Here is a 24588-nt window from a genome sequence, read left to right on the forward strand (position 1 = left end):
GACGCCTTTGAGCACAGGAAATACCTCTTGGGCCTTTCCGGAGTGAACGATATGCGCGCGCACCACATCATGTCCCGGCGAGTTCTGACGATACGGCCCGAGGCGCCGGTCGCCGATGCGGCCAAACTGATGCTCGGACATCATATCAGTGGCCTGCCGGTCGTGGATTCCATGGGAAATCTCGTCGGCATCCTGTGCGAGAGCGACTTCCTCAGGCGCAGCGAGATCGGAACTGAGCACGAGCGCAATCGGTTGCTTTCGCTGCTGCTCGGGACCGAGCGGCTCGCGGGTGAGTTCGTGAAAGAGCACGGACGGAAGGTTGAAGAGGTGATGACCCGTCAGCCTGTCACCGTTGGCGAGCAAACACCGCTCGATGCAGTCGCGGACATGATGGAGCGCCGGCACATCAACCACGTCCCGGTTATGCGCGATGATCGCATCGTCGGAATGATCACACGCTCTGACTTCGTGTCAGCTGTTGCCGGGCCACTGACGGGCGCTACGGGATATTCCGGAAGTGACAACCAGCTGCGCCGGTCGGTTCTCGCCGCGCTGGCCAGGGCACCGTGGCAGCCAATCGGCCTGAACGTCAGTGTGAAGGACGGCGCGGTGACGCTTCGTGGCGTCATCAGGGGTGAGAACGCCCACCGGGCTGTCGTCGTGACTTGCGAGAACGTTACCGGTGTTCGGCGAGTAGATGACCGTCTTTGCGTTCAGTCCACCCAGCCCGACGCGGAGGAAGATTACGGCGGAGGCGATTTCGTTTCGCTTCAGACGGAGCCGTCCACGCTGGATGATGAACCGCTGTAGCGTCTGATCCGCCGGCTGCGTCAGTTGGGCCCACGGTCTCGTTTGATGATTGCCCGAAGATCCTCGGCGTATTCTTCGATGACGGCCAATCGCTCCTGCTCGCTAGCCCCGCCGAGCATCTCGATTCGTCATGTCTCGCGCGACGGATGTGTGGCTCGCTTCCTCATGGAGGGGCGCGGCGAGCGGACTGCGCGGGAGACCAGTCTCCCGATCGATGAGGAGAACAGCGCAATCTCAAGTGCCCCGTAGAGAGCGAATAACATCAAGACTTTGATGAGTTCGTTCGTCATGTCGATGTCCTCTGCCAATCGATCTAGATGGCGTGCTTTCCAATTCGGGTCATTTCGGTGAGGATGGGGCTTGGGAGAGGCTTGTAGACGGTCCGCGTCGTCATCGTTTGCGCGTTGATACCTGGACGAGCCACCCGATTGCCCAGCGTCGCCGCCATGATTGCGGTGCCTGCGAGCAGAGCAACGACGACCACTTTCAAATGAGTTGCCTTGTCTGCCGTGTATATCGAATGATTCATCGCAGGCTCCCTTGGTCGTGAGCCGAATGTCTATTGACGAACCGTTTCTACCGTAGCGGGAGCGCGATCAAAATTCGGGTGCGTCACCTAAGGAAATGTCCGTAGGGCTCCGAGGCGCGAAGGCGCGAGGAGATCTGAGAACCCTCAAATCGTATCTGGCTCCGCTCATTATGACGCTCTCGGGTTCCGGCTACGTCCCGTGTAGGCCGCGATCAATCCGACGATGGCTGTGACGAGGAGCATCGTAACAATGGTTTGAATGAGGCCAAAGTTCAGCGCGTCTCGCGACACGAACAGCGCGGTGATCGGCGCCGCGATGGTGAAGAGTATCCGGACGATCCATCCAAGCATGAGCGCTCCCGACCCGCCGCTTTCAGCCTGCCGCCTTCAGGTCCTCTGGCGACTCCACGTAATAGCCGGAGTACGAGTCGACCAGGCCGAGGTGGTCATGGATTTCCCTGACGCCGCTGGTGTTTTCGGCAGCAATAATCGTTGCCCGCCGGGCCTCGTCGGTCGTGATCAGGCCATGCAGATGGACGACGCCTTTACGGACATCCACCCTGAAACTGATTGGACGCCAGTCGGCTTTATCGACCGCACGCGTGATGCGATCGGCAATATGCTCGTCATCAGCAGTCGGATCCGGAATTTCATGCGCGAGGCTTGCCATCGCCTGAAGCAGATTGCTTCTTGTGACGATGCCGATCGTCGCCTTGCCCCGCATGACCGGGATGCGCTTGATGTCGTGCTTCTCCATCAGCTCAACCAGCTCGGCCAGGGAAGTCTCTTCCTGAGCGGAGACGACTTCCCGCGTCATGACATCTCCCACCTTTCGGCCGCTTTCGTGAATAAACTCGGCCGCGGCCCTTCCCGGTCCCATGAAGAATTTCAGCCAAGCGGCGTGTTTGCGACCGGTGCCAATCTCGCTGCGGCGAAGGAAGTCGCTTTCCGAGACGATGCCAACGAGATTGCCGGCATCGTCGATGACGGGCAGGCCGCTGATGTGCATCCGGAGCATGATCTTGGCGGCTTCTTCGATCGTCGTATGCGGCGTCACGGCGACAACGTCTCTGGTCATCACATGAATTGCGTGCATGACGAGCCCTCTATCTCGCGGGGATGCAGATTTGGGCGAGGCCGCAAGGCAGCCTCGCCCGGCAGGCAGTCAAGCCGCCTTCACGTTGATGGTCTTGGCCGGCTTCTGGGCTTCCTCGGTCTTCGGAAGCACGACTTTCAGCACGCCGTTCTTGAAGGTCGCCTCGATCTTGTCGGCGTTGACGCCTTCCGGCAGGGTGAAATAGCGCTCGAACGTGCCATAGCGGCGCTCGGAGACGTAGTAGTCCTTCTGCTTCTCTTCCGTCTCCTCGCGCTTCTCGCCCTTGATCGTAAGGCCGCCATTGACGAGCTTGATATCGATGTTCTTCTCGTCGAGACCCGGAAGCTCGGCCGTAATCTCAAAGGCCTTGTCGCTCTCGGCGACGTCGACGGCGGGCGCGGAGATCGCCTTCGAGAAGTCGCGTTCGAGCCGTGCGAGCGAACGGAACGGCCGATTCCAGAAGCCGCTGCCGAAATCGTCGAAGATCTGGTCGATCTCGTTTCTCAACGCCAGAAATGGATGCCAAGGCTCGCCCGCGACAGCGGGAGCGGCCGAGGTTTTTGTGACGGGTAATTTGGTTTCGGTTGCCATGATGATTTCTCCTTCGAGGTTTGACCATCTCGGTCGTCGGAAAGAGTAGCCATGGGTGCTGGTTGGAAAGTTGATTTCGCTCAAAACCTGCTGTTGGGCCGTCGAAATTCTTCGCTTTGGCAGGCGGCGATGTGAGGAAGCGCTTGCTGAATTGCAGGCCCGGCGTGTTGCGAACTTATTTCGTGGGTTCGTCCACGATGCGGCAGGGAGGCAGACGTTCTTGTCCGTTGGCACGCGCCAAGTTCGATCCTATGCCACCGATTTTGGTACCCAGCGGTCTGCGAGCTTCACGTAGGAGCGCTTGACCGCGGACCACGCCGTTCGGTGAGCGATCTCTTCCTGGCGGATATCTCCGGCATGCGAGTCAAAGGCGTGATTGAACGCTTCCCTGTAGATGTCGAGGGCGTGCGACGGCAAGTGACGTTGCAATCTCGCGGGAAGATCATCGTTTGACCGATAAGGCATCGCTCAGGCTGTCACGGCATCGCCATCTCCTGCTCTGGAAGCCGCTCGCGTTTCGACTCCGGGATTTCTGTCATCGTCGCTTCGGTCAGAAGGAGCACGCTTGCAACGGAAACCGCGTTTTCGAGGGCCGTCCGTACCACCTTGACCGGATCGACGATGCCAGCTTCGACGAGATCGACGTAGATCTTGCGAGCGGCATCGAAGCCGAAGTTGCCCTGACTTTCGAGCATCCGGGCAACCACGACGCCACCGTCGGCAGCGGAATTTTCGGCGATCTGGCGGGCAGGCGCCTCGAGCGCTCGCCGCAGGATCTGCACGCCCGTCCGCTCGTCGCCCTCACAGGCCGCTTCCTCCTTGGCTACGGCGGCGATGGCGCGGAGCAGAGCCAGCCCGCCACCGGGCACGATACCCTCCGATACTGCAGCTTTCGTCGAACTGATGGCGTCGTCCAAAGCTTCCTTCTTTGCTTTCATTTCAGCCTCGGTCGGCGCTCCCACCCGGATCACTGCGACCCCGCCCGACAGCTTGGCGAGGCGCTCTTCGAGTTTCTCGCGGTCGTAATCGCTGGTCGCTTTATCGATTTCGACCCGGATCTGCGCCAGTCGGGCATCAATGCGGGTACGATCGCCCCCACTGCCGATCAAAGTCGTATTCTCCTTGTCGGCGACCACGCGTGCGGCGCGGCCGAGTTGTTGCAGGGTGGCGTTCTCCAGTTTCAGGCCGATTTCTTCCGAGATCACCTGGGCGCCTGTCAGGATCGCAATGTCCTCGAGCATGGCTTTGCGCCGGTCGCCAAATCCGGGGGCCTTCACGGCACACGCCTTGAGGACGCCGCGCAGCTGGTTGACGATGAGCGTGGCCAATGCTTCGCCCTCGATGTCCTCGGCGACGATCAGAAGCGGCCGGCCGCTTTTGGCGACCTGCTCGAGAAGGGGAACCAGATCGCGCAGCGCGCCGATCTTGTGATCGCAGAGCAGGACGTAGGGATCCTGCAAGACCGATTCCATCCGGTCGGCGTCGGTGACGAAATAGGGCGAAAGAAAGCCCCGATCGAACTTCATGCCCTCGACGACGTCGAGAAGGGTCTCGGTCGTCTTGGACTCTTCGACCGATATCACGCCGTCGCCGCCGACTTTTTCGATCGCATCGGCTACGAGCTCCCCGATCGACGGATCGTTGTGGGCCGAAATGGTGGCGACCTGCGCTTTCTCCGCTCTGGATTTCACGGGCTTTGCCATTGCGCGCAATGCGGCGATGGCCGCCTGCGTCCCGCGATCCAGGCCGCGCTTCAGGTCGATGGCGCTCGCGCCGGCGACGACGTTACGCACGCCATCCGAAAGGATCGCGTGGGCGAGAATGGTTGACGTACTGGTGCCGTCGCCGACCACGTCGCCGGTCTTTTCGGCGGCCTGACGCAGCACCTGGGCGCCGAGGTTCTCTTCGGCATCCTTCAGGTCGAATTCCTTGGCGATGGTCACACCGTCGTTGCAGACGATGGGAGCTCCCCATGCCTTCTGGATCAGGACGGATTTCGATTTCGGGCCGAGCGTCACGCGCACTGCGTCTGCAAGGAGAGATGCTCCGCGCAAGACCTTCTCACGGGCCGCCGAATGGAACAGGACCTGTTTGTGTGCCATTTCAATGCCTCAAGGTGGTCGTCGTTGGCGTTACTTGGCGTTATTTGGCGCCAGTTTGTACGACTGGGTCCGGCTCAGTTTGATCTTGGTCAACCTGAGGAGGTTATGACGGTCGACGACCGAATTGCCGACCACTGCGTTGACCTGAATCAAGCGCCCCTCACGCGCCCAAACTACCATTCTCGACAATCGACACCGGGCCGGAGGCGGACGTGGACTCGAACCAGATCTCGCGGAAGCAGACGATAGTGATGGCCGTTCTCTTCGCGGGGAGCATGCTGCTCGTCGTTCTGCAGTTCATTGCCGTGACGTACAATTCAATCGAAACCATTCCTTACAGTCAGTTCGAGCAGCTGCTCGCCCAGGAGAAGATCGCCGAAGTCTCGGTTGGCCAGGATACGATCCAGGGAAAGCTGAAGGAGCCGCTCCCCAGCGGAAAATCCGCCTTCGTGACGTCGCGAGTTGACATGGCCTTGGCTGAGAAGCTGGCGGCAAAAGGCGTGAGTGTGACCGGCGTTCCCAGCGGCGGCGCATTGCAAAGCCTGCTGTCCTGGATCCTTCCGGTCGTCGTCTTTGTCGGGATCTGGTACTGGGCGGGCCGCAGCATGGGTGGCCAAGGGCTCGGCGGCCTGATGGCGATTGGGAAGTCCCGAGCCAAGGTCTATGTCGAAAAGGACATCAAGGTCACGTTCGCTGATGTCGCCGGCGTCGACGAGGCAAAATTCGAGCTTCAGGAAGTGGTTTCCTTTTTGAGGGATCCCGCGAGCTATGGCCGGTTGGGAGCGCATGTGCCGAAGGGCATCTTGCTGGTCGGGCCGCCAGGAACAGGGAAGACCTTGCTTGCCCGCGCCGTGGCCGGAGAGGCCGGCGTCGCATTCTTCTCGATCTCGGGCTCGGAGTTCGTCGAGATGTTCGTCGGCGTGGGGGCCGCGCGCGTCAGGGACCTGTTCGAGCAGGCTCGCAAGGCTGCTCCCTGCATCATTTTCGTCGACGAGCTTGATGCGCTCGGCCGCAGCCGCGGGCCGCTGTCGATCTCGAGCCATGACGAAAAGGAGCAGACGCTCAATCAGCTCCTGTCGGAGCTCGACGGCTTCGATCCGAGCGCCGGCGTGATCCTGTTGGCTGCCACCAACCGCCCTGAGATTCTGGATCCCGCCCTGCTGCGGGCCGGGAGGTTCGACCGACAGGTCCTCGTCGACCGACCGGACAAGATCGGGCGTACCGCCATTCTGAAGGTGCACGTCCGGAAGATTCGCATGGGCGAGGAGGTCGATCTCGACAAGGTGGCAGGCCTCACGACCGGCTTCACCGGGGCTGACATCGCCAATCTCGTCAACGAGGCAGCGATCGCCGCGACGCGGCGGGGTGGGGACAAGGTCTCGTTCGCCGATTTCATGACCGCGATAGAACGGATCGTCGCGGGGGTCGAGAAAAAGAGCAGGGTGCTCGGCAAGGACGAGCGGCGCCGGGTGGCCTATCATGAGATGGGGCATGCCCTGGTCGCGGCGAGCCTGCCTGGCGTCGATCCGGTGCAGAAGGTTTCGATCATCCCGCGCGGGATTGGCGCGCTCGGTTACACCATTCAACGTCCGACCGAAGACAGGTTCCTGTTGACGACCGACGAGCTGAAGAACCGTATTGCCGTGCTGATGGGTGGACGGGCGTCGGAGCGTTTGATTTTCGACGGCGCGGTTTCGACGGGGGCCGCCGATGATCTTCAACGCGCAACCGAAGTCGCCATCGAGATGGTCACCAAATACGGCATGGACGAGGTGGTCGGGCAGCGCACCTATGCGCCCAAGCCTCAAGCATTCCTCGCCGCCCAGGATGCGGTCGTCACCGCCGCCGAAGCCACCGGCCGCGAGATCGATCTCGCGGTGCGAAACCTGATCGAGGAGGGTGATCGCCGTGCACGTGATATTCTGGCACGCCGGCGTGCCGATCTTGACGCTGGTGTCGAGCTATTGATTGCAAATGAAACGGTGACTGCGGAGCAGTTTTCTCCGCTGCTTGCCAGGAACGCCGAAAGAAACCAGCCGGTCGCCGCCTGAGCGCGGCTCGCTGGAAGGCCGGTGCCGCCCCGTTCGTCCTCAATCCGGGCGGCCGCCGACTTTGTTTCTCAGGCGGTGGCAGAAATCATCGAGCAAAGTGTGAACGTTTTCGAGATGGATCAAGTGCCGCTCCGCGTCTTGCCGTTGCGGCGTGCCCGCGGCACAGGCGTTGCGGATCGAAGCCGCTTCCGCGACCTGTTGTCTGCAGACCGCAACTTTGCTCTCGGCAAACTCGAGGTGCTCGGCATCGCTGCTCAACTTGTCCAACTCGGCAATGAGCAGAGACGTTGTGGTATGTCGTTGCTGTATCGTGAGCGTGGCGTCTTTCAGAATACCCAGGTAGTGGTCGACATTGGCCCGGGCGACATACCTATGCATGGCGCGCTTCCCCCTACCCGTAACAGTTGAATGTTACCACTCCATCACCGTGATGGCGACACGGGATTACACACGGCATCGCGATCCCCCTTTGGCGACGGTGCTTGAATACCGTGAAAAGGCCGGGCACCTAAGTGATGTTCCCGAGTTGATCAGATTGCGGGAAATGAGCACATCAGACGTATGTCCAATGTCCTGTTTCGCTGTCCCAAGACCGGTATGAATGTTCAGCACTTTGTCGGCGAACCATCCTCGGAGAAGAAGGATGGAAGGATCGTGGTGGTGAATTGCCCGGCTTGTACCGGAATTCATTTCGTCAATACCGCCACAGGTGGGCTGGCAAGCGATACCAGGAAGCGTTAGCGCTCGCGCCGGGCTTGATCCTGATCAAGCTGCGATCGCGGACGCAGGGCTAAATGTCTTTCTGTAGCCGACCCACGGCTACGTCCCCCCAAGTCGCCGCCGAGACCCACCCCAGGTCCCGGCGGCCTTTTCGTCTCGGCCATCGATCAGGGACGCAACACGGCGGCGCCAACGAGCTTGCCGTCTCTCAGGCTGGCAAGTGCTTGGTTGGCTTCGGTCAGCGGGAAGACCGTCGTGTGGGTGCGAATCTCGGCCTTCGCGGCGGCGGCGAGGAAATCGATGCCGTCTTGTCGTGTGAGATTTGCAACCGACAGGATCTGCCGCTCGCCCCAAAGGATATTGTAGGGAAATGCCGGAATGTCGGACATGTGAATGCCGGCGCAGACAACGCGTCCGCCCTTTCGCACCGCGCGCAGGGCGAGCGGCACCAGCGCGCCGATCGGCGCGTAGATGATGGCGGCATCGAGCTCGGTCGGCGGCTTATCCTCGGACGCACCCGCCCAGGCCGCGCCGAGCGAAAGCGCGAGCTGCTGCGCGTCTCGATCGCCGTTGCGGGTAAAGGCGTAAATTGACCGTCCCTGGGCGCGCGCAACCTGCGCCACGATATGGCCGGCCGCTCCGAAACCATAGATGCCCAAATTTTGCCCCTCGCCGGCCATCACGAGAGATCGCCAGCCGATCAGGCCGGCGCAAAGCAGCGGCGCGATGGCTGCATCATCGCCGTGCTCGCCGAGTGGAAAGCAATATCGGGCATCGGCGACCAAATGGCTCGCAAATCCGCCATCGCGCGTATAGCCGGTGAACTTGGGGCGGTCGCAGAGATTTTCCTTATTCGCGCGGCAATAGAAACACTCTCCGCAAGTGTAGCCGAGCCAGGGAACGCCGACGCGCATGCCTGGCTGCAGGCCGACGACGCCTTCGCCCAACGCGTCGATGCGGCCGACCACTTCGTGCCCCGGAATGATGGGATAGGGAATGTCGGCCAGGTCGCCATCGACGACATGCAGATCGGTCCGGCAAACCCCGCAAGCGCCAACCTTGATGCGGACTTCGCCTGGCCCCGGTGCCGGGTCAGGTCGTTGTTGGAGCGCCAACGGCGCGCCCCGCGCGGCAAGGACCATCCCATACATGTCGCAATCCAAACCTTGTGCCGTTACGCATATAAACTCTCGACCAGACAAAAGCAGGGCCATCTCGTCGGAGCCTACGATTTGTGGAGCAGGTCCGGCCCATTTTCGGGGCATTATCGGCGAACCTGTTCTCAATGTGAACCGATTTACGTGCCAGAGTTCTCACGCGCGTCGGCTGTCGCGTTGACGCAAGCACGCGCCGCAATGGGGAGTGGGACGACATGGTCAAAGGTCTGCCAAGCGACGTCGAAGTCATCACGCTGTTCGTCGATGACATCGCCTCGTCGAAGGCGTTCTACGCCAGGGTCTTCGCAGCCGAGACCGTCTGGCAGGATGAGGTCTCGTCCGTCCTGAAATTCGGCGGGCTGCTGATCAATCTTCTCGCCGCATCCCAGGCGCCCACGCTCGTCGAGCCGTTGCCGGTCGCGCCGTCCTCCGCAGGCGCCCGCGCGCTGTTGACCATCAGGGTCGCTGACGTCGATGCGGTGTGCGCCGCGCTTCGGGCAAATGGCGTCGATCTCCTCAACGGCCCGATCGACCGTCCATGGGGACGGCGCACCGCGGCCTTCGCTGATCCGTCAGGTCATGTCTGGGAGATCGCGCAGTTGATCAAGCGGACGTAGTTCGTGATTCGTGGGGTAGGTTACGCCGCGCAGTTTGCGCTCCACGCAATCCGCGGGACTAACCCACCCTACGCGCTGATCCTTCGCGTTGACACGTCGCGGCAAATACATAGGCTGCGCATCACCACGTACGAGACCAGCGCGTCATTGAGACCGCGGAGAAGGGCAGCAATCCATCATGGTTTCGCAATCGGCTTTGCCGCGTCGCACCCTTGGCCGGACCGGACTTGAAGCTTCGATCCTCGGATTCGGAACCGCGCCACTGGGCGACCTCTTTCTTGAGCTCGACGACCAGACTGCGATTGCTGCCGCGAGCCGTGCCTTCGAGCTCGGCATCAATCTGCTCGATACATCGCCCCACTATGGCAATGGCCTGTCCGAACATCGCTGTGGAACGGCGCTCCGGCGTGTGCCACGCAACGATGTTGTGCTTTGCACCAAGACCGGTCGCTGGATGGATCCCTTTCACCCGCCGGAGACCAGGTCCGGATTTGTCGGCGGACAGCCGCACCGGGCCGTTGTCGATTATTCCTACGACGGCACCATGCGTTCGGTCGAGCAATCGCTGTTGCGGCTTGGCACCGACCGTATCGACCTGTTGCTGATCCATGATGTCGATGTGTGGACACACGGCAAGGACGCGATCGAAGATCGCTTTCGCGAAGCGATGTCCGGGGCCTATGTTGCGCTCGACAAGCTTCGTTCCGAAGGCGTGGTCGCGGGGATCGGGATCGGCGTCAATGAAGCCGAAATGTGCGTGCGCTTTGCGCAAGCCGGGTCCTTCGAGGTGATGCTGCTCGCCGGACGGTATTCCCTGCTCGAGCAGCCCGCACTCGAGGAGTTCTTGCCGCTGGCGCTGAAGCAGGGCATCGCAGTGCTGCTCGGCGGAGTGTTCAATTCGGGGATTCTGGCGACGGGCGCCATCAAGGGCGCCAAGTATAATTATCAGGATGCGCCGCCGCACATCCTTTCGAAGGTCGTGGAAATCCAGCGTATCTGCGCAGCTCATGGCGTACCGCTGCCGACCGCCGCTCTCCATTTCGCGCTTGGTCATCCCGCTGTCGCGAGCGTCGTGCTCGGGGCGCACGATGCGCAGGAGGTCGAGCGCAACGTGGCAGCGCTGACCGCCTCGGTGCCATCAGCACTCTGGAGCGATCTCAAGGCAGCGCGCCTGCTGGACGCAGAAGCGCCTGTTCCGGGGTAGAGCGGGCGATATCTCTCGTGGCGTGAGAGGCGCCGACGCCCGTCGCGCCATTGCCGGTCGCTCCGTCCTCCGCAGGCGCCCGCGCGCTGCTCACGATCAGGGTCACCGACGTCGATGCGGTGTGCTCCGCGCTTCGGGAGGTTGGCGTCGATCTGCTCAACGGCCCGATCGACCGCCCATGGGGACGCCGAACCGCGGCTTTCGCCGATCCATCGGGGCATGTTTGGGAGATCGCTCAGCCGATTGGGCGGAAATAGGCGTGCGGCCTCGCGCCTGCGGCGCGGGCTTCGCCGCCTACGGGGGCTTTCCTCCCAGGTTAGCAAAGTCCCTCAGTCGCAGAGGAAGCCCAATTCGGCGCGTTGGTGCCCAAAAGCCCTGTTGAGTGGTTTGCCATGTGGCTTCCGCGTCCGCTCGCTTCACCCTAAGTTGCCTGTATGAGCGGGAACACTCCTGATCCTGGCGAAAGCGACGATATCCATCCGCCCTCGCGATACATGCGGGCGCGGCGGCCCCATCTGTTTTCCGACTCCGAACAAAGAGTGGAAGTTATCCTTACGCGGGAGGTTCTTTCGCATCATCTCGACACGTTGACTAAGCAAAAGGCGGAAACGGTCTTCGAGAACTTTGCGAAACGGCTTGTTGAGAAGTTTATCGCGCCGAACTTGCGTCCTCAGACGGGACCAACTGGAGGCGGCGATGGAAAGACAGATGCCGAGACCTACCCAGTTGCGAGCGATGTTTCCGAGAGATGGTTCGCGGCTGACCCGGCCGCAGGGAGGGAGCGTTGGGCTTTTGCCTTTAGCGCCAAGGCGGATTGGCGAGACAAAGTCCGCGCGGACGTCAAAGCAATTGCCGGGACTGACCGAGGCTATCCGCGGATTTACTTCGTCACCAGCCAATATGCCCCGGCAAGGCTGAGTGCAGAGATTCAGGACAGCCTCGAAGAAGAGTACGGCATTTCTATCACGATTTTAGATCGGACATGGTTGCTTGATTCTGTATTCGAGCGAGACAGCTTGGATATTGCGCAGCAGACTCTTGGGGTCGGATCCGACGTTCAAGCAAAGCGGCTTGGTCCACGAGACCTGAAGCGCCAAAATCAACTCGACAAAATTGAAAAGCTATTGGGTGATGGTGCAAATTATCAAGGACGAACTCCGACGCTAGCAGATGACGCGTTGCGCGCCGCCCAGTTGGCGCGGGGGCTTGAGAAGCCACGGTTCGAAGTCGATGGCCGCTATGAACGGGCCGTGCGAATTGCCCGCGAGCATAAGCTTTCTAGCCAAAATCTTGCAGCTGTCTACGAATGGGCTTGGACATCGTACTTCTGGTTTGATGACGCGCAGAGACTTACCGATCTCTATGATCAAGTTGAGAAACTCGCGATCGGCTCCGACAGTGCGAACGACCTTGAGCGGCTCAATAATCTTCTGCCACTTCTTGCAAGTGCGATTAGGCACGGCATGCTGTCTTCCGAGGACGGAGCAGTTGAGAGGCGTCGAGCTTCGCTCGTTGCCGCATTGGAGGTGGCGAAGAGTGACGCGACCCGCCGCAACAATGCATTGCACGCTCACGCGCTGCTACTACTCACTCGTGTTACGATGTTCGGTCGAGAAGACTATGCAGGGAGTCTCGACGAGATTTGGGAGGAGTTCAAGGAGGTCATCAGTCAATCGCGTGGACTTGGCACTTTTCCGTTTGAGTCAATCGCAAATACGCTTACCCAAATGGGCGAATTCGTTCCGGAAAGCTCAGCATTTGATAATCTGTATGAAGATCTGACCGACGCCCTCTCAGAGCGCAAGAAGGAAGGAGAGGCTGCGAAGCTGAATAGCGAACGAGCGTACCAGAAGCTAAAGAAGGGACTTCACTACGATGCAATCCGTTGGTTCGGGCGTGCCGTTTCGCTGCTTGTCAAAGCTGAGTATGAGGATGAGCTGGTTGAGGCTCTGTGTGGATGTAGCATCGCATATATGGAAGCCGGCCTATATTGGGCTGCTCGTAACTACGCGCTAGCCGCAACTGCAACTGAATGCCGCAAGTATAACCAGTCAGGAAGCGCTGATGATATCAATCCAGCCGTTCTCTCGCAATGGTTTGCGTGCGAACTGCAACTCGGCCGCGTCCCATTCGCGCTCGTCGCGTACGAAATGGGGGTGACAGTTCGCTACGCTCGCAGCCGGACGCAAGAGGAGATCGATCTCGCTGAAAAACGTAGAATCGAGCAGGGTCATGGGTTTGCCGCTCTGCTGCTTGGCACAAGCTTTTATGATTTGAAGCAACTAACAATGCTTCCAGCCGCGTTAGAAAGGTTCGACCTATTTCAGGCTAGCGCAACGCTTCTTTTCCTTATGGGAGGCTCCGAGGCTCTTCGGGTTGCAGAAGCAGTTCCAATGGAAGAAACACCGCAAGCCATTGAGTCGATGTTCAATCGCTTTGCCGTGGTTGCCAAGGCGGCCGCCCTGCCCAAACCCGAATACCTTTTGGCAGATAGCGTTATGCTACAATCGCGCGTGCTGGGTTATCAAGTCAGCGCGATTTGTGAAAACAGCCTGACATCGATCGCAATCGGTGAGGCGCTTCTTGGCGCGTTAGAATCTTTGCTAGCAACAAGCCTGAGTCTACGCATATTTCCAAATCTCGACAGGCTTATAGTTCGTGTTCAATCGAAGGAAGATGCTCCGATCACTCCCGCGCTTGAATTCGTCGAACAGAGCGGGTCTACCGTTGCGATTGTCACCCACCGCCCATTAATTCGATATCCCACGTGGGAGGAAGCGGCAGAGTTTCCGCGTTGGTTACAAGATGCGGTGATTAACCTCTTCATGACGTTTGCGGTTCCGGAAGACCCCGAGGCCTGGGGGGATACGGTTCTCGGACAGGAGAACGGGTTTTCTCGGGCCATTACGTTCTCAAACACTCCGATTGCGTACAATATAATCTTTGGTGATTTGCAAAGGCTGTCCCTCGATCGGTGGGTGGAAGAGGGCGATCCGGTCACCGAAATTACGCGGACGTCGGGATGGTCCGCCGATGAGCCGAAAGATCGCAAGGAAGAAATACCGCTATCTCAAGGAGCCGGAGATCCGCCGAGCGAGCTCTTCGATGTCGAGTCAGTGAAGCATTCCGACTATCGGATCGTAAGTCCGATTGACACCCGCAAGTGGGAAAGCGCGCACTGGCGCGGAGCATTCTTTATGTGCTCGCCGGGCTCAGAAATGGCCCCCCTTCTCGGGCTTGCATTTGAGCATAGGGAGCCCGCAGTGAGAATTTTTGAAGCGTGGCACGAGCGCTTCGGCGGCAGCGACGCCGATCAAAATCTACGGGTTGCGATTATAACTGGTGTCAATATTTCAAACCCGCATGGTTACGCGATGGTGGTTGGTCCCAATATGGATCGGATCAAATTGCGCGCGTCGAGCATAGTAGGTTTTGTTGCGCAAGTGAAAATTATGCAGCCAACAAGCTCAAAGAACCTAGATCTGTTCCTGAGTGAGTTCCGTCGTCTAGGTCGTTTCCGGCTTGTCGCTGCGCATTGGCCGAGCATAGACACGAGCCCAGAGGTTATTCCGCCTTATAGTTTGGAAAAATTCGATCTCATCGTTCGTCCTGCGTGGACCATTGCCGAGAATGATCCCGATGGTTTTGTGCTGAACTTGGACGATCCACCGGTTATCCCGATGGATCAGGTCAATGCACCGGTTCTCAAGGCACTCGAGCGAAGGGCCAGATTGGCTGAGCGGCGAAAGCGCGGGGACGGCGTCGAATCCGAGAGCTGAACTCCGGCTGTACGCTCAGATAGGTTTGTGGCGCGCGGTGCGAGCACCTGCACAGTGCCGTTGCCGTCACCCAAAACACCCCGCACCCCGTCAACCCCTCCCCAGAAAAATATTCCACTTTACCGAAATTCGGAAATGGCGTATGTATCCCCCATCCCGGCTCATCCTTGAGGGGCGATCTCGAGTCGTCTTGATTGCGAGCCGGGTTTGCGGTGGACGCGGGCGGCGTTGGGCGCGAGAGGTGCGGGCAGGGCGGGTAGTCCCTGTGAGCCCGAAACCGCGTGCTGACGAACGGCGCTGTCAGGTTCGTCTCGCCTGCGGGTTCTCAGGTATGTCGACAAGGCCTGGGAAAACCGCGGCGAAGCAGCGAGCCGTGCGTACGGCAAAACCGTGTGGTCCTGGCCGTCGTCGCTACGGTCAAGCTTTTGCGGAGGTGCGGGGAGCCCAACCGGGTGAAGCGCATCATCAATTCGCGAAGCGAGGGAGGCCAGAAGGAATTCGGCTCCCGGGAGAGCACGGCATAAGCCGTCAAACCATCGCGCAGGGAAGGCCGAGTGTTCGGCACCACCTGTATGCTGCTGTGCGGTTCTTCCTGCGCTACATCTTCGCGCAGCGGACCGCGGGTGCGAGGTCGGCACCCGGTCTTCCCTGCGCCCTCTCGGACAAGAGGGCGGAACGACGAATCAAAGCTCGGGCGGAATCCGCCGCGAGAACTCGCAGTCATGTCCGTTTTTCGCTGACGCTCAATCGCGGATGTGGTTTTTGGATACGCATGATAGCGTCGTGCTTCGACCGGATGCCTTGATGACTTTCACGATCGGCCTCATCTCGGATACGCACGGCCTGCTGAGGCCGGAGGCTCTTCGCGCGCTCGCCCACGTCGACCACATCATTCACGGCGGCGACATCGGCGATCCCCAGATCATCACCGCGCTGCGCAGAATTGCCCCCGTCACGGCGATCAGGGGAAACGTGGACACGGGCGATTGGGCCAAGGAGTTCGCCGAGACCGAATGCGTGCGGCTTGGGGGTCGGCTGTTCCATGTTTTGCACGACCTCAACGCGCTGCAGCTCGATCCGGTCGCGCTTGGCATCGACGTCATCGTCTCAGGCCATTCCCACGTGCCGAAGATCAGAACCGCCAATGGCGTGCTCTACGTCAATCCCGGCAGTGCCGGGCGCCGGCGCTTCAAGCTGCCGATCACGCTTGCGAGCCTCGAAATCACGCCTGGCGGACTGAAGCCTGTTATCCACGATCTCCAGGCCGGAGTGCTCAAAAAGCCGGCTAGGCAATCCCCGTGATGTCACTCAGCTGCGATGCCAGCGCCGGCGTGCAGCACAGGATCGGGTTGCCCTTGCTGATGCCGTCTCCGGCGAAGAAGTCGCTCACCCAGCCGCCGGCCTCGCTGGCGATCACCATGCCGGCGGCGACGTCCCAGGCGTTGATGTGCAGCTCGGCATAGCCGTCGGTGCGCGCGTTCGCGACATGACAAAGGCCGAGGGTACCGGAGCCCGAGCGCTTGATCGAGCAGCCGGCGGCATAACCGCGGCTGGTCACGTCGAGATAAAGCTGCGCGGGCATGCGGGCCGACCAGCCCAGCTCGACATAAGCGCGTCTGATATCATCGATGCCGGAGACGGCGATTTTTTGCCCGTTCAGTGTGGCGCCCTGGCCGCGTTGCGCGACATAGAGCTCGTCCAGCGCCGGCGCGGCGACGATCCCGATCGTCGGCTCCCGGTTTACAAGGAAGCCCACGGAGATGCACCAGTTGCGATCGCCATGGGCGAAGTTCGCGGTGCCGTCGATCGGATCGATGATCCAGACCGCATCGCTGGCCTCGCCGCCGCCTTCCTCGCCGATGACAGTGTCGCCGGGGAACAGCTCCGCCAGCCGCGCACGCAAGAAATCCTCAACGGTGCCGTCCGCGACGGTGAGCCAGTCCTGCGCTCCCTTCATCGTGACGCCGAGGCTTTCCTTGCGGCCGAAAAAATCGAGCGCGATGCGCCCCGCCTCGGCGACAAGGCCCTGAGCTGCGTAACGGCGCAGCAGCAGTTCGGCTGGGGTCATCATCAGGCAGCCTCGATCATGACGGGGCGCCCCGTGCGGGCCGATTCCGTGGCCGCGTCGGCGAGCATCTGCGCACGGAGCCCGTCGTGACCGGTCGGAGAGGGCGCAGCCTTCCCAGTGCAGGCATCGATGAAGGAAGCGAGCTCGGCGCGATAGGCGGCGGCATAGCGTTCGAGGAAGAAGTTTTGCACCGGATCGGCGCGAAAACCCTCACCCGTCGCGATCTCGACGGTGGTCTCGTGAATGTTGCCGGCCCGCAGCATGCCCTTCGAGCCATGCACCTCGATGCGCTGGTCGTAGCCGTAGGTGGCGCGGCGCGAATTCGAGATCTGCGCGATGCGGCCGCGCGCCGTCTTCATCAGCACGGCGGCGGTGTCGACGTCGCCGGCGTCACCGATGGCCTTGTCCACCAGCGCCGAGCCGAGCGCGAACACCTCGACCGGTTCCTCGGCCAGCAGGAAGCGCGCCATGTCGAAATCATGGATCATCATGTCGCGGAACAGGCCGCCCGAGCGTTTCACGTAATCGACCGGCGGAGGTCCGGGATCGCGGGAGATGACGCTGACGATCTCGATCTCGCCGGCCTCGCCGCTGCGCAGCCGCTTTTCCAGCGCGGCGAAGTTCGGATCGAAGCGGCGGTTGAAGCCGATCATCAGCGGCTTGCCTGTTTTCTCGACCGTGGCGAGGCAGCGGCGAATACGATTCGAATCAAGATCGACCGGTTTTTCGCAGAACACCGCCTTGCCGGCCAAGACGGCGGCTTCGATCAAATCGGCATGCGTGTCGGTCGGCGTGCAGATCAATATGGCATCGATGCCGGAATCGCTCAGGATCGCGTCGGCATCGGCCGTGAGCGCGCCAGCAGCCTGCGCCAGCGAGGACGCGGCCTCGCGCGAGGCGTCGGCCACCGCAATGAGTTGTGCATCGCCGCGCGCCGCGACATTGAGGCCGTGAATGCGCCCGATCCTGCCGGCGCCGAGAAGTCCAAACCGCATTGTCATGATGATGTCCGTCCGAGACGGAGGCGCTCCCTTCAGTGGCATATTTTCGTCGTCGTGCTTGACTATTCGATGAAGCATTCCATTCTCTGCGCCGCCTCGTCAAGGCGTGTCTCTCGCGATGTCGTCACCTGCGTCACGGCATCGTGTCGGATCGGACGAGGACGAACGCGCGGGTCCAGCGCGATGAATGGAACAATTTCCGCCAGCTTCCCTTGCCGGGTGGCGCGGTTGAGTGGGAGCGAAGTGATGGCGACGATCAGGCTGACCATGGCGCAGGCGCTCGTCGCAGCGATGGCCGCGCAGCGGACGGTGCTCGACGGGCAGAATCAGCCGCTGTTCGCCGGTGTCTGGGCGATCTTCGGGCATGGCAATGTCGCGGGTCTCGGCGAGGCGCTGTATGCGGTGCGCGATCGTCTGCCGACCCTGCGCGCGCATAATGAGCAGGCGATGGCGCATGCGGCGATCGCCTTCGCCAAAGCCTCGCGCCGCCGGCGCATGATGGCGGTGACGAGCTCGATCGGCCCGGGCGCGACCAACATGGTGACGGCCGCAGCGGTTGCTCACGTCAATCGCCTGCCGGTGCTGCTGCTGCCGGGCGATGTCTTCGCCGGACGCCGCCCCGATCCGGTGCTGCAGCAGATCGAGGATTTCGGCGACGGCACCGTCTCCGCCAATGATTGCTTCCGGCCCGTCTCGCGCTATTTCGACCGCATCACCAGGCCCGAGCAGATCATGCCCGCCTTCGAGCGCGCGATGCAGGTTTTGACCGATCCCGCTGATTGCGGCCCCGTGACGCTTGCGCTCTGCCAGGACGTGCAGACGGAAGCCTACGACTATCCCGACTGGTTCTTCGCCGAACGCATCTGGCAACCGCGCCGCCCGCGGCCGGACGAGACGCAATTGGCGCAGGCGGTCGCGCTGATCAAGGCGGCCAAGCGCCCGCTCATCGTCGCCGGCGGCGGCGTCCTCTACAGCGAGGCGGAAGGCGATCTTGCGGCCTTTTGCACCGCGCACGGCATCCCGGTCGCGGAAACGCAAGCCGGCAAGAGCGCGTTGCCTCACGACCACCAGCTCAATCTCGGTGCGATTGGCGTCACCGGCACTGGAGCTGCCAACGATGCGGCGCGGCAGGCTGATCTGGTGCTTGCGATCGGCACGCGCTTGCAGGATTTCACCACGGGCTCGCGCTCGCTGTTTGCCGATCCCGCTTGCCGCATCATCGGCCTTAACACGCAGACCTTCGATGCCGGCAAGCACCGCGCGCAGCCACTCGTCGCCGATGCCAAGGTCGCTCTGGCGGAACTCAGTGCCGCACTTCGGGGCTGGGCGGCGCCTGCCGCCTGGACCGGACAGGCAAGAACCAGTCGCACGACCTGGCTGGAAACGGCTGCGCGTTACACCGTAGCCGGCAACGAAACCTTGCCGAGCGATGCGCAGGTCATCGGTGCCGTTCAACGCCGCAGCCGGCCAGACGATGTCGTGCTGTGCGCAGCCGGTGGCTTGCCCGGCGAGCTGCACAAGCTCTGGCAGCCGGGCGCGCCGGGCGGCTATCATATGGAATACGGCTATTCCTGCATGGGCTACGAGATCGCCGGCGGGCTCGGCGTCAAGCTTGCCGATCCCAAGCGCGAGGTCATCGTGATGGTCGGCGACGGCTCTTACCTGATGATGAATTCCGAGATCGCCACGTCGGTGATGTCAGGCGCAAAACTCATCATCGTCGTGCTCGACAACCGCGGCTTCGGCTGCATCAACCGCCTCCAGAATGCGACCGGCGGCGCCCCCTTCAACAACCTCCTGCGCGACACGCGCCACGAGACGCTGCCCGCGATCGACTTCGCAGCCCACGCCACCGCGTTGGGGGCGATCGCGCGCAAGGTCGCTGGCATCACCGAGCTGGAAGCGGCGTTCGACGAGGCACGCCGCCACGATCGGACCAGCGTCGTCGTGATCGACACCGACCCGCTGCCCTCGACCGATGCCGGCGGCCATTGGTGGGATGTGGCGGTGCCGGAGGTCTCTGATCGCACCGAGGTCGAGGCCGCAAGGCGCAACTATGTCGAGGCGCTCGTGCGCCGCAATTATTGATCAAGCGAGGACGACATGCCACTCCGTATCGGCGCCAACCCCATCGGCTGGTCCAACGACGATCTGCAGGAGATCGGCGGCGCGACGCCGCTCGAGACCTGCCTTGCCGAGGCGCGCGAAGCGGGCTTCGTCGGCATGGAGCTCGGTCACAAATTTCCGCGCGAGCCGCAGGCGCTGAAGGCGGCGCTCGCGCCCTTCGACATGGCCTGCATCTCAGGCTGGTATTCGGCGGAGCTTCTGAAGCGCGATGCCGATGAGGAGATGCGGCATCTGCGCCCGCATCTCGATCTCCTGAAGGCGATGGGATCGACCGTGCTCGTCTTCGCCGAGACCTCGAACGCGATCCACGGCGATCGCAGCAAGCCGCTCTCGCAGCGGCCGGTGATGAAGGCCGGCGACTGGGCGCAGTTCGGCCGCCGTATCACTGAGGTCGCCGAGCGCACGCTCGCCGAGGGCGTCAGGCTGGTCTACCATCATCACATCGGCACCATCGTGGAAGGCGCTGAGGACATCGATGCCTTCATGGCCGCGACCGGCGAGGCTGCTCATCTCCTGCTCGACACCGGCCACGCCACCTGGGGCGGCGCTGATCCAGCAGCCCTGGCGCGAAAGTATCGCGCCCGCATCAGCCATGTCCACGCCAAGGACGTGCGCCGGGCGGTGATGGAGCAGGCGCGGCGCGAGGATTGGAGTTTCCTCGATGCCGTGCTGGGGCAGGGCAGCGAGCTCGGTGTCTACACCGTGCCCGGCGACGGCATGGTCGATTACCCCTCTGTCTTTCGCGAGCTCAAGGGCTATTCCGGCTGGATCGTGGTCGAGGCGGAGCAGGACCCTCAGAAAGCACACCCGCTGACCTACGCCAAAACAGGTGTTGCGCATCTGAAGCAAAGCCTGAACGAGGCCGGGCTTGCCTGATTGCAGGTCGCGCAATCACTGCGAGACGACATTCGATTGAGGCGATGACGTCGCTTCGTATGCCGGCGTCAAGGCGCCGCAGCGAAGAACCTGACGACTCCGCTTGCAATGTTTAGTAATTGGTGGTTCACTAAACAAATCGAGCCTACCGGGCCTATAGAATCCGGGTGGCGCGAGGAAACACCAGTTTAGTTACTCAGCTCGTCATGGACTGTGTCGCTCTGCTCGAAGCATTCGAGCGGGTAGGAAAGCCGCGCCATGTCGATGGCCGGCCCACTCGGAGGGAACGTGTAATGAAACGAACGATGAAGACGCTTGTCGTGGCATGCGGGGCTGTTGCCGCCGCGCTCAGTGTCGGAGCGGGCACCACGCCCGCGCAGGCGCAGGGCAAGACCATCACGCTGTGCTGGGCCGCATGGGACCCCGCCAACGCATTGGTCGAATTGTCGAAGGACTTCACCGCCAAATCGGGTATCGGTATGAAGTTCGAATTCGTGCCGTGGACCAATTACGCTGATCGGTTCTTGAACGAACTCAATTCGCACGGCTCGCTGTGCGACCTCATCATCGGCGATTCCCAATGGATCGGCGGTGCCGCGGAGAACGGCCAGTACGTCAAGCTCAACGATTTCTTCAAGAAGGAAGGAATCAGCATGGACGACTACATGCCGGCAACGGTGGTCGGCTATTCCGAGTGGCCGAAGAACACGCCGAACTATTGGGCGCTGCCGGCGATGGGCGATGCGGTGGGCTGGACCTATCGCAAGGACTGGTTCGCGCGGCCGGACGTGCAGAAGGACTTCAAGGCCAAGTATGGCCGCGATATCGGCGTGCCGAAGACGCTCGATGAGCTCAAGGACATCGCGCAATTCTTCCAGGGCCGCGAGATCGACGGCAAGAAAGTCTATGGCGCCTCGATCTACACCGAGCGCGGCTCGGAAGGCATCACCATGGGCGTGTCGAACTACCTCTACGACTACGGCTTCAAGTACGACGATCCGAAGAAGCCCTATGCGATGGACGGGTTCGTGAACTCGGCCAACGCGGTGAAGGGGCTCGAGGCCTACAAGGAGCTCTACAAGTGCTGCACGCCGCCCGGTGCCTCCAACTCCTACATGTCGGAGGGGCTTGATGCCTTCAAGTCCGGCCAGGTTGCGCTGCAGATGAATTTCTTCGCGTTTTTCCCGGGCCTCTACAAGGACCCGAATGTCGGCGGCGACAAGATCGGTTTCTTCGTCAATCCGGCAGGTCCCGCTGGCCAAGCGACGCAGCTCGGCGGTCAGGGCATCTCGGTCGTTTCCTATTCGAAGAACCAGGCCGAAGCGCTGCAATACATCAAGTGGTTCTCCGGCGGCGACGTCCAGAAGAAGTGGTGGGCGCTCGGCGGCTATTCCTGCGCCAAGTCCGTGCTGAACGACCCGAGCTTCCCGAACAGCGCGCCCTTCGCCAAGGAGTTCCTGCAGTCGATGGGCATGGTCGTCGACTTCTGGGCCGAGCCGTCCTACGCCCAGCTGCTGCAGGCCGAGCAGAAGCGCGTGCATGATTATGTGGTGGCCGACAAGGGCACCGCGCAGGAAGCGCTCGACGGTCTGGTGAAGGACTGGAAGGCGATCTTCAAGGAAGAAGGCAAGAAGTTCTGAATTGAGCTGCCCGGAGCGCGTGTGCTCGCGCTCCGGGTTTCCTTCGAGATGACCGGATCTGTCGCAGTGGCGGCGCCGGGTGCCAGGATCGGTCGCTGCAATGAATGAATTGAGTGCCTCTTCGCGGATCACCTATCGGGCCGTCATGGTCCGGCCCGGTGTGGCGCGTCGTATCCGGGGCCTGTCGGACAAGGCGCTCGCCTGGCTGTTCATCACGCCGACGATCGTGCTGTTGCTGGCGATCAACATATTTCCGCTGCTCTGGACGATCTATCTCTCGTTCACGAACTACCGCGCCAACAGGGCCAACGTGCCGACGATCTGGCTGGGTGCCGACTGGTACCAGTCGATCCTGACCGATCCGGACATCTGGGCGGCCATGCAGGTCACCGCGCATTTCGTGATCTGGACGGTGGTGATCGAGACGGTCCTTGGATTTGGCCTTGCCTATCTCATCGACAAGAAGTTTCGCGGCCACGGGATGTGGACCACGATCATCCTGCTGCCGATGATGCTGTCGCCGGCCGTCGTCGGCAATTTCTGGACGTTCCTGTACCAGCCCCAGATCGGCCTGTTCAATTACGTCGTCGCCTTCTTCACCGGCCGCGCCGCCTCGTCCTTCCAGATGCTCGGCGATGTCACGCTGAGCCCCTGGGCCATCGTCATCGTCGATGCCTGGATGTGGACGCCCTATGTGATGCTGATCTGTCTCGCCGGCCTGCGTTCGATCCCGGATTACATCTACGAGGCAGCCGAGGTCGATCGTGCGTCCAAGTTGCGGCAGTTCTGGTCGATCACGCTGCCGATGGCGCTGCCCTTCATCATGCTGGCGGTGCTGTTCCGCGGCATCGAGAATTTCAAGATGTTCGACATGGTCAATCTGCTCACCGGCGGCGGGCCGGGATCGACCACGGAAGTCGCGTCGATCACGCTCAAGCGTGCGGCGTTCGAGAGCTGGCGCACCGGCTATTCGTCGGCCTTCGCGATCATCCTGTTCGTGACGGTCTTCGGTCTCGCCAATATCTACGTGAAGGCGCTGAACAAGGTGAAAAGCCGATGACCTCAGCCACCGCAGCTCATTCGGTCGTCGAGCCCTCGGCCACGACACGGCGCTTTGCCGGCTCGCTCGTCGTGCTTTATGCGATCATCACCATGATTCCGCTGGTCTGGATCATGCTCACCGCGTTCAAGTCGCCTGACGATGCGATCTCCTATCCGCCAAAGGTGATGTTCAAGCCGTCGCTCGAAGGCTTCTGCAATCTTTTCACGACCCGCTCGCGCCAGACGCCGGAGTTCATCCGCTCGCTCGGAGCGCCGCAGGGGATGTGTGATGAAATCGCGCGCAGCCGCAACATGGTGGTCGCAGGACCCTCGAACTATGTGCCGCGCTTCATCAATTCGCTGATCATCGCGTTCGGCTCGACCGTGCTCGCGGTCGCGCTCGGCACGTTGTCGGCTTACGGCTTCTCACGGTTCCGCGTGCCGCTGAAGGACGATCTGCTGTTCTTCATCCTGTCGACCCGGATGATGCCGCCGATCGCGGTCGCGATCCCGATCTACCTGATGTACCGCACCATCGGCCTGTCGGACACCAGGCTCGGCATGATCCTGCTCTACACTTCGGTCAACGTCTCGCTCGCGGTGTGGCTGCTCAAGGGCTTCATCGACGAAATCCCGCGCGAGTACGAGGAAGCCGCGATGATCGACGGATACACGCGCTTCCAGGCCTTCGTGAAAGTGGTGCTGCCGCAGGCCACCACGGGCATCGCGGCGACCGCCATCTTTTGCCTGATCTTCGCCTGGAACGAATACGCCTTCGCGGTGCTTCTCACCTCGGGCAATGCGCAGACGGCGCCGCCGTTCATTCCGATCATCATCGGTGAGGGCGGGCAGGACTGGCCCGCGGTGGCCGCCGGCACGACGCTGTTCCTGGTGCCGATCGTGGTGTTCACAGTGCTGTTGCGCAAGCATCTGCTGCGCGGCATCACCTTCGGAGCCGTCCGCAAATGAGCCTCGATGCCACCCCAACCGTCGCGCATCACGGTTTCGCAGACCGCATTCTGCGCCGCGGCCCGCTGGAGGCGGTCGCCACGACGATCATCGCCGCCGGTGTCGTGATGCTGATGCAGCCGTTCTCGCTCACGCTGTATTCCTGGTCGTTTGCCACGACCCTGTTCGGCACGGTGATGTTCACCATCGTCTCCAAGGTCCGGGAGTAGG

Annotated in this window: 23 protein-coding genes and 1 pseudogene; 13 read left to right on the forward strand and 11 right to left on the reverse strand. The window is 61.5% G+C overall.

The window, feature by feature from the left end; all coding sequences use genetic code 11:
• Nucleotides 1–27: 27 nt before the first annotated feature.
• Complete coding sequence (locus tag M2427_RS01805) at nt 28–810, forward strand: CBS domain-containing protein (RefSeq protein ID WP_280704357.1); 783 nt, start codon at nt 28–30, stop codon at nt 808–810.
• A gap of 313 nt (nt 811–1123) precedes the next feature.
• On the opposite strand, the gene M2427_RS01810 is transcribed toward M2427_RS01805, so the two are convergent.
• The 6 genes from M2427_RS01810 to groL form a co-directional block, all read right to left on the reverse strand.
• Nucleotides 1124–1339, reverse strand: coding sequence for a hypothetical protein (locus M2427_RS01810; protein ID WP_280704359.1), 216 nt, complete (start codon nt 1337–1339; stop codon nt 1124–1126).
• Between the two features lie 168 nt (nt 1340–1507).
• Nucleotides 1508–1690 carry a hypothetical protein gene (locus tag M2427_RS01815; RefSeq protein ID WP_280704360.1) on the reverse strand — a complete coding sequence of 61 codons (183 nt, stop codon included), beginning with the start codon at nt 1688–1690 and terminating at the stop codon, nt 1508–1510.
• Nucleotides 1691–1712: 22 nt separating this feature from the next.
• Nucleotides 1713–2435: a CBS domain-containing protein gene (locus tag M2427_RS01820; protein ID WP_280704361.1), complete on the reverse strand. Its 723-nt coding sequence runs from the start codon at nt 2433–2435 to the stop codon at nt 1713–1715.
• A gap of 69 nt (nt 2436–2504) precedes the next feature.
• Nucleotides 2505–3026, reverse strand: coding sequence for an Hsp20/alpha crystallin family protein (locus M2427_RS01825; RefSeq protein ID WP_280704362.1), 522 nt, complete (start codon nt 3024–3026; stop codon nt 2505–2507).
• 249 nt (nt 3027–3275) lie between these two features.
• A complete protein-coding gene (locus M2427_RS01830; protein WP_280704363.1) occupies nt 3276–3491 on the reverse strand; it encodes a ChaB family protein in 216 nt (71 codons plus the stop codon).
• An 11-nt stretch (nt 3492–3502) separates the two neighbouring features.
• Complete coding sequence (gene groL / locus M2427_RS01835; protein WP_280704364.1) at nt 3503–5128, reverse strand: chaperonin GroEL; 1626 nt, start codon at nt 5126–5128, stop codon at nt 3503–3505.
• A gap of 251 nt (nt 5129–5379) precedes the next feature.
• Between groL and ftsH the strand changes: the two genes are divergently transcribed.
• On the forward strand, nt 5380–7179 hold the full coding sequence (ftsH, locus tag M2427_RS01840; RefSeq protein WP_280704366.1) for an ATP-dependent zinc metalloprotease FtsH: 1800 nt from the start codon (nt 5380–5382) through the stop codon (nt 7177–7179).
• A gap of 39 nt (nt 7180–7218) precedes the next feature.
• Here the strand turns inward: ftsH and M2427_RS01845 are convergent, their stop codons facing one another.
• On the reverse strand, nt 7219–7557 hold the full coding sequence (locus M2427_RS01845; protein ID WP_280704367.1) for a hypothetical protein: 339 nt from the start codon (nt 7555–7557) through the stop codon (nt 7219–7221).
• 509 nt (nt 7558–8066) lie between these two features.
• The gene (locus tag M2427_RS01850) at nt 8067–9050 is read right to left on the reverse strand and encodes a zinc-dependent alcohol dehydrogenase family protein (protein ID WP_280704368.1); all 984 of its coding nucleotides are present in this window, start codon (nt 9048–9050) and stop codon (nt 8067–8069) included.
• Between the two features lie 221 nt (nt 9051–9271).
• Here M2427_RS01850 and M2427_RS01855 point away from each other — a divergent pair, with 221 nt between their 5' ends.
• The 5 genes and pseudogenes from M2427_RS01855 to M2427_RS01875 all read left to right on the forward strand — a co-directional run bounded on the left by M2427_RS01855 (nt 9272) and on the right by M2427_RS01875 (nt 15958).
• Nucleotides 9272–9673 (forward strand): VOC family protein, encoded by a 402-nt coding sequence (locus tag M2427_RS01855; RefSeq protein ID WP_280704369.1) that lies wholly within the window; start codon nt 9272–9274, stop codon nt 9671–9673.
• Between the two features lie 178 nt (nt 9674–9851).
• Nucleotides 9852–10877, forward strand: coding sequence for an aldo/keto reductase (locus M2427_RS01860; protein WP_280704370.1), 1026 nt, complete (start codon nt 9852–9854; stop codon nt 10875–10877).
• A 26-nt stretch (nt 10878–10903) separates the two neighbouring features.
• Nucleotides 10904–11134 (forward strand): annotated as a pseudogene (locus M2427_RS01865) (VOC family protein); the annotation flags it as partial.
• 177 nt (nt 11135–11311) lie between these two features.
• A complete protein-coding gene (locus M2427_RS01870; protein WP_280704371.1) occupies nt 11312–14656 on the forward strand; it encodes a hypothetical protein in 3345 nt (1114 codons plus the stop codon).
• Between the two features lie 804 nt (nt 14657–15460).
• Nucleotides 15461–15958, forward strand: a complete 498-nt coding sequence (locus M2427_RS01875; RefSeq protein ID WP_280704372.1) for a metallophosphoesterase family protein — start codon at nt 15461–15463, stop codon at nt 15956–15958.
• On the opposite strand, the gene M2427_RS01880 is transcribed toward M2427_RS01875, so the two are convergent.
• The 3 genes from M2427_RS01880 to M2427_RS01890 form a co-directional block, all read right to left on the reverse strand.
• Nucleotides 15942–16727, reverse strand: coding sequence for an inositol monophosphatase family protein (locus M2427_RS01880; RefSeq protein ID WP_280704373.1), 786 nt, complete (start codon nt 16725–16727; stop codon nt 15942–15944). The two genes, M2427_RS01875 and M2427_RS01880, sit on opposite strands and share 17 nt — an antisense overlap.
• Nucleotides 16727–17719 carry an inositol 2-dehydrogenase gene (iolG, locus tag M2427_RS01885; protein ID WP_280704700.1) on the reverse strand — a complete coding sequence of 331 codons (993 nt, stop codon included), beginning with the start codon at nt 17717–17719 and terminating at the stop codon, nt 16727–16729. Before iolG ends, M2427_RS01880 begins: the two co-directional genes overlap by 1 nt.
• 68 nt (nt 17720–17787) lie before the next feature.
• A complete protein-coding gene (locus M2427_RS01890; RefSeq protein ID WP_280704374.1) occupies nt 17788–17994 on the reverse strand; it encodes a hypothetical protein in 207 nt (68 codons plus the stop codon).
• Here M2427_RS01890 and iolD point away from each other — a divergent pair.
• The 6 genes from iolD (at nt 17972) to M2427_RS01920 (ending at nt 24587) form a co-directional block, all read left to right on the forward strand.
• Complete coding sequence (iolD, locus tag M2427_RS01895; RefSeq protein WP_280704375.1) at nt 17972–19813, forward strand: 3D-(3,5/4)-trihydroxycyclohexane-1,2-dione acylhydrolase (decyclizing); 1842 nt, start codon at nt 17972–17974, stop codon at nt 19811–19813. The two genes, M2427_RS01890 and iolD, sit on opposite strands and share 23 nt — an antisense overlap.
• Before the next feature lie 15 nt (nt 19814–19828).
• Entirely contained in the window at nt 19829–20728 is a 900-nt protein-coding gene (gene iolE / locus M2427_RS01900) for a myo-inosose-2 dehydratase (protein ID WP_280704376.1), read from the forward strand.
• A gap of 293 nt (nt 20729–21021) precedes the next feature.
• Nucleotides 21022–22368: an extracellular solute-binding protein gene (locus M2427_RS01905; RefSeq protein ID WP_280704377.1), complete on the forward strand. Its 1347-nt coding sequence runs from the start codon at nt 21022–21024 to the stop codon at nt 22366–22368.
• A 100-nt stretch (nt 22369–22468) separates the two neighbouring features.
• Nucleotides 22469–23428 (forward strand): sugar ABC transporter permease, encoded by a 960-nt coding sequence (locus M2427_RS01910; protein ID WP_280704378.1) that lies wholly within the window; start codon nt 22469–22471, stop codon nt 23426–23428.
• Nucleotides 23425–24378, forward strand: coding sequence for a carbohydrate ABC transporter permease (locus tag M2427_RS01915; protein ID WP_280704380.1), 954 nt, complete (start codon nt 23425–23427; stop codon nt 24376–24378). The genes M2427_RS01910 and M2427_RS01915 overlap by 4 nt, the downstream gene beginning before the upstream one ends.
• Complete coding sequence (locus tag M2427_RS01920) at nt 24375–24587, forward strand: hypothetical protein (protein WP_280704382.1); 213 nt, start codon at nt 24375–24377, stop codon at nt 24585–24587. The genes M2427_RS01915 and M2427_RS01920 overlap by 4 nt, the downstream gene beginning before the upstream one ends.
• The last annotated feature ends 1 nt before the right edge of the window (nt 24588 follow it).

Source organism: Bradyrhizobium sp. BR13661, assembly GCF_029892425.1.
In the GTDB taxonomy this organism is placed as follows: Bacteria; Pseudomonadota; Alphaproteobacteria; order Rhizobiales; family Xanthobacteraceae; genus Bradyrhizobium.

Excerpts from the sequence above, each read along its gene's own strand:
- M2427_RS01810 (WP_280704359.1), bottom strand. The coding sequence starts at position 1,339 with ATGAATCATTCGATATACACGGCAGACAAGGCAACTCATTTGAAAGTG.
- M2427_RS01815 (WP_280704360.1), bottom strand. The coding sequence starts at position 1,690 with ATGCTTGGATGGATCGTCCGGATACTCTTCACCATCGCGGCGCCGATC.
- M2427_RS01820 (WP_280704361.1), bottom strand. The coding sequence starts at position 2,435 with ATGCACGCAATTCATGTGATGACCAGAGACGTTGTCGCCGTGACGCCG.
- M2427_RS01825 (WP_280704362.1), bottom strand. The coding sequence starts at position 3,026 with ATGGCAACCGAAACCAAATTACCCGTCACAAAAACCTCGGCCGCTCCC.
- M2427_RS01830 (WP_280704363.1), bottom strand. The coding sequence starts at position 3,491 with ATGCCTTATCGGTCAAACGATGATCTTCCCGCGAGATTGCAACGTCAC.
- groL (WP_280704364.1), bottom strand. The coding sequence starts at position 5,128 with ATGGCACACAAACAGGTCCTGTTCCATTCGGCGGCCCGTGAGAAGGTC.
- ftsH (WP_280704366.1), top strand. The coding sequence starts at position 5,380 with ATGGCCGTTCTCTTCGCGGGGAGCATGCTGCTCGTCGTTCTGCAGTTC.
- M2427_RS01845 (WP_280704367.1), bottom strand. The coding sequence starts at position 7,557 with ATGCATAGGTATGTCGCCCGGGCCAATGTCGACCACTACCTGGGTATT.
- M2427_RS01850 (WP_280704368.1), bottom strand. The coding sequence starts at position 9,050 with ATGTATGGGATGGTCCTTGCCGCGCGGGGCGCGCCGTTGGCGCTCCAA.
- M2427_RS01855 (WP_280704369.1), top strand. The coding sequence starts at position 9,272 with ATGGTCAAAGGTCTGCCAAGCGACGTCGAAGTCATCACGCTGTTCGTC.
- M2427_RS01860 (WP_280704370.1), top strand. The coding sequence starts at position 9,852 with ATGGTTTCGCAATCGGCTTTGCCGCGTCGCACCCTTGGCCGGACCGGA.
- M2427_RS01870 (WP_280704371.1), top strand. The coding sequence starts at position 11,312 with ATGAGCGGGAACACTCCTGATCCTGGCGAAAGCGACGATATCCATCCG.
- M2427_RS01875 (WP_280704372.1), top strand. The coding sequence starts at position 15,461 with ATGACTTTCACGATCGGCCTCATCTCGGATACGCACGGCCTGCTGAGG.
- M2427_RS01880 (WP_280704373.1), bottom strand. The coding sequence starts at position 16,727 with ATGATGACCCCAGCCGAACTGCTGCTGCGCCGTTACGCAGCTCAGGGC.
- iolG (WP_280704700.1), bottom strand. The coding sequence starts at position 17,719 with ATGCGGTTTGGACTTCTCGGCGCCGGCAGGATCGGGCGCATTCACGGC.
- iolD (WP_280704375.1), top strand. The coding sequence starts at position 17,972 with ATGGCGACGATCAGGCTGACCATGGCGCAGGCGCTCGTCGCAGCGATG.
- M2427_RS01890 (WP_280704374.1), bottom strand. The coding sequence starts at position 17,994 with ATGGTCAGCCTGATCGTCGCCATCACTTCGCTCCCACTCAACCGCGCC.
- iolE (WP_280704376.1), top strand. The coding sequence starts at position 19,829 with ATGCCACTCCGTATCGGCGCCAACCCCATCGGCTGGTCCAACGACGAT.
- M2427_RS01905 (WP_280704377.1), top strand. The coding sequence starts at position 21,022 with ATGAAACGAACGATGAAGACGCTTGTCGTGGCATGCGGGGCTGTTGCC.
- M2427_RS01910 (WP_280704378.1), top strand. The coding sequence starts at position 22,469 with ATGAATGAATTGAGTGCCTCTTCGCGGATCACCTATCGGGCCGTCATG.
- M2427_RS01915 (WP_280704380.1), top strand. The coding sequence starts at position 23,425 with ATGACCTCAGCCACCGCAGCTCATTCGGTCGTCGAGCCCTCGGCCACG.
- M2427_RS01920 (WP_280704382.1), top strand. The coding sequence starts at position 24,375 with ATGAGCCTCGATGCCACCCCAACCGTCGCGCATCACGGTTTCGCAGAC.